This window comes from Arsukibacterium sp. (genome assembly GCF_041616895.1).
GTDB lineage: Bacteria > Pseudomonadota > Gammaproteobacteria > Enterobacterales > Alteromonadaceae > Alishewanella.
This window is the reverse complement of sequence record NZ_JBFJPY010000167.1, coordinates 1-3472: the sequence shown is the minus strand read 5'-3', so window position 1 is coordinate 3472 and position 3472 is coordinate 1. Positions and strand designations below refer to the sequence as shown.

General features: G+C 45.2%; 4 protein-coding genes. 3 read left to right on the top strand and 1 reads right to left on the bottom strand.

Annotated elements, in window-relative coordinates:
• Positions 1 to 62 precede the first annotated feature (62 nt).
• Positions 63 to 557, top strand: coding sequence for an STAS domain-containing protein (locus ABY802_RS16255; protein WP_372628168.1), 495 nt, complete (start codon positions 63 to 65; stop codon positions 555 to 557).
• A gap of 53 nt (positions 558 to 610) precedes the next feature.
• Here ABY802_RS16255 and ABY802_RS16250 read toward each other — a convergent pair whose 3' ends face one another.
• Positions 611 to 1282: a hypothetical protein gene (locus ABY802_RS16250; protein WP_372628167.1), complete on the bottom strand. Its 672-nt coding sequence runs from the start codon at positions 1280 to 1282 to the stop codon at positions 611 to 613.
• Between the two features lie 290 nt (positions 1283 to 1572).
• Here ABY802_RS16250 and ABY802_RS16245 point away from each other — a divergent pair, with 290 nt between their 5' ends.
• Together ABY802_RS16245 and hemN are read left to right on the top strand one after the other, a co-directional pair.
• Positions 1573 to 2019 carry a hypothetical protein gene (locus tag ABY802_RS16245; protein WP_372628166.1) on the top strand — a complete coding sequence of 149 codons (447 nt, stop codon included), beginning with the start codon at positions 1573 to 1575 and terminating at the stop codon, positions 2017 to 2019.
• A gap of 158 nt (positions 2020 to 2177) precedes the next feature.
• A partial coding sequence (hemN, locus tag ABY802_RS16240) for an oxygen-independent coproporphyrinogen III oxidase (protein WP_372628165.1) occupies positions 2178 to 3472 on the top strand: 1295 nt, incomplete at its 3' end.

Sequence of the window (3472 nt, the reverse complement as noted above, 5' to 3'; positions counted from 1 at the left end):
CTATACTAAAGCTAAACAGGGGCGTTACTGATCTGCCGGCTAATTCGCTAAGCGAGTAACACATGAGTGAGTCTCAACAAATTTTATTTGCCAACGTTGATAACTGTTGTTATTTCAAACTATGTGGTGAGCTGCGTTATACCAATGCTACTGGTATGGACGACTTAATTGAACAATTATTCAGCGAGCCAACGCCCTGCGCCCAGGTGGTTATCGATTTAAATCAGGCAACCTTTATCGATAGTACCTATGTCGGTTTGCTAGCCAGTATCGCCCGTTATTGCCAGCAGCAACAAATGCCAAAACCGACCCTTTTTTCGACCGACTCTGAAATTAATGAATTGCTGTATAGTTTATGTCTAGAGCAGGCATTTCAAATTGTTGAAAAGCCAACGAACGTGGACACTGAAATGAGCCATATCGACACTCAGGCTTACAGTGAGCAGGAGCAGGGGCAGATGATTTTGCGAGCGCATCAGGCATTAATCGACCTGAACGATAAAAATAAAGCAGAGTTTCAGCCGTTAGTGAGCATGTTACAACAACAATTAAAATAGGTTTTGTTAGTCACAACGAGGCCTTGAACCTTGCATACGTTGCGCGCTTATCCTCACTGAAAGTCGGCGGTTTCCAGATACACTTCGGTAGCCTCAATGCCCATCGCATTCAGTTGCTGCAGCGCTGTTACATCAGCCGGCGCTTTTAAGACCAGTGGTTCGCTAATAGGGCGCTCTGTGCGCAATATCTGATCATAACTGGGGGTTGCGGCAATCTGATGGATTAAAAAATAACTCGAATGAATTTTTAATACGTCATACCGTGCTTCATTCGCGCTGCCTGCTTGCTGAATTGGTCTGATATAGAGTTGGCGGGCAAAATTTACCGCTACGTTATCAAACCAGACACTGCCGCCCCGTTCAAAATGGCCATGATAGAGCGCAGCGTTAACCGTAATGCTTTGGCCATCTATTAATTTAGTTAAGTCAAATTGCTGCGGCAGGATGGTCATCTGCTGTTTTTTTTGCAGCGTGGCTAACACGGCGTTGTGCTCAGTGGGGGGCAGGGTTATCTGGTAAATAAGCTGATAATTATGCGGCGGTTGATAAAGTGGTAAATGTGAGGCCAGTAAAATATCATCAGCAGCAAATAACACCATGCCATGCTCTCCAACATAACTATGCTGGACTTTTGATTGTGTCGATTGTGTCGCTTGTGTCGCTGACGCCGATAGCGGCAGGATACTCCAGCTAATACTCATTACAAATAATAATAACAAACGCATAATACATCCCGTTTAACAGACAACTATAAACAAAGTTTAGCGGCTAACCGGATAAAATCCCAATTGAAGTGGCTTAGCTCGCTATTTTGCTGACATCCAGCCGGAACCATTAACAAAATCTACAACGATGTGAAAAGCATAAATATTGCTACGCTTGATATTTGCCTTGTACCGATACCGTATTGTAAAAAATATGAAATCGATGTAGTGTCAGCAGCCCGTTATTTAAGAGCGATGAGCACCAGGTATTACAGACGCAGATTGTAATATCTATACGACGGAGCGGCGGCTTGTTGGCAAAGCAGATAGTTAATAATTTGAGCAAAGAGATTGAGATGAACGACGTTTATGCAGCACCAAAATCAGACGTTACTTTAACGGGGCAACCAGATAATAATTCAGGAATGAAACAAAACACAGTACCAGATGGAATTGCAGGCTTTAGTTGGGGCGCATTTTCGTTAAATTGGATATGGGGTGGTTTTAACAAAACATATATTGGTTTTCTGGCACTGGTTCCTTATATCGGCTTTATTGTGGCTATCTACCTGGGATTCAAAGGGCGTGAGCTTGCTTGGAAAAACAAGAAATGGGATAGCGTAGAGCATTTTAACCGCGTACAGAAAAAATGGTCTATCTGGGGTTTGTGTTTATTGTTTATTCCACTTATCGGTATTATCGCTGCCATTGCTATTCCTGCTTATCAAGACTACGTACTTCGCGCTGGTGGTATTTAAAAAATAGCAGGAGTCATGAGTTATTTCAGGCTCTTGCTGCTCCCCCCCAGCCGTATCAGATAAACATCGGTTCGATGTAGCCTGCGCCAGATCAAAGTTTGTTCTGTAAAGTGGCTTTATACTGATGCCCACGTTACCAACATGCGCTCAAAGAGGTCATGATGCAACAGGTAGAATGGGATCCGAAGTTAATCAGTAAGTACAATATTAACGGCCCGCGTTATACTTCTTATCCTACCGCGCTGGCGCTAACGCCTGATTTTGATCCGGCGCTGATGCGCGCTGCCCTTGAACATAGCCCGGCGCAGCTCAGCGTGTATCTGCATATCCCATTTTGCCATAAGCTCTGTTATTACTGCGGCTGCAATAAGGTGGTTACCCGCCACCAGCATAAAGCTGATATTTATCTGGATGGGCTGGCGGCAGAAATGGCGATGTATGCGCCGCTGCTTAGTGATAAAAGTATTAACCAGCTTCATTTGGGCGGCGGTACGCCGACCTTTTTAACGGAAGAACAGCTAAGCCGCTTAATGGCATTGTTGCAGCAACACTTTACTATTAACAATGATGCTGAAATAAGCATTGAAATAGACCCGCGTAGCTGCAGCGATAACAAGCTGCGCCATTTGCGTGAGCTTGGCTTTAACCGGGTAAGTTTTGGCGTACAGGATTTAGACGAGAAAGTACAAATTGCCATTAACCGGGTGCAGGATACTGAGCTTATCCGTCATCAGGTTAAGCTAAGCCGGGAGTTGGGTTTTAGCTCCATTAATCTGGATTTAATTTATGGTTTGGCTTTTCAGCAGCCTGCCACCTTTAGTGCAACAATAGATGAAATTATCCGACTTAACCCTGATCGTATTTCGTTGTTCAGTTACGCTCATCTGCCGGAGCGTTTTGCCGCCCAGCGTAAAATTACCGATAGCAGCCTGCCAGATGCACCGTTAAAGCTGGAGCTGATGCAACAGGCAATAAACCGCTTTGTTGGTGCTGGTTATCAGTTTATTGGTATGGACCATTTTGCCAGGCCCGATGATGCGCTGGCCAAAGCGCAGCAGGAGGGTAAACTGCAACGCAACTTTCAGGGCTATACCACTGCCGGGCAGGATGCCTTAATTGGCCTTGGTGTTTCCAGCATCAGCCAGGTAAGTGGGGTGCTGTGGCAGAACAGCAAAAACTTACCCGCCTATTATCTGGCTATCGATGCGGCAAAACTGCCGCTGGAGCGAGGCTTTAGTTTAAACCGGGATGATAAAATCCGTGCAGCGCTGATCAGCCAGTTAATCTGTCATTTTCAGTTAGATATAGAGACGTTTTGTCAGCAATGGCAGCTTACGGGTTTCTGGTGTTACTTTAGCGAGGCATTAGAACAGCTGCAGCCGTTTGTTGAAGATGGTCTGGTGGAAGTTACTGCAGGGCAAATAAAAGTAAACCCTGCCGGCAGGCTTTGGGT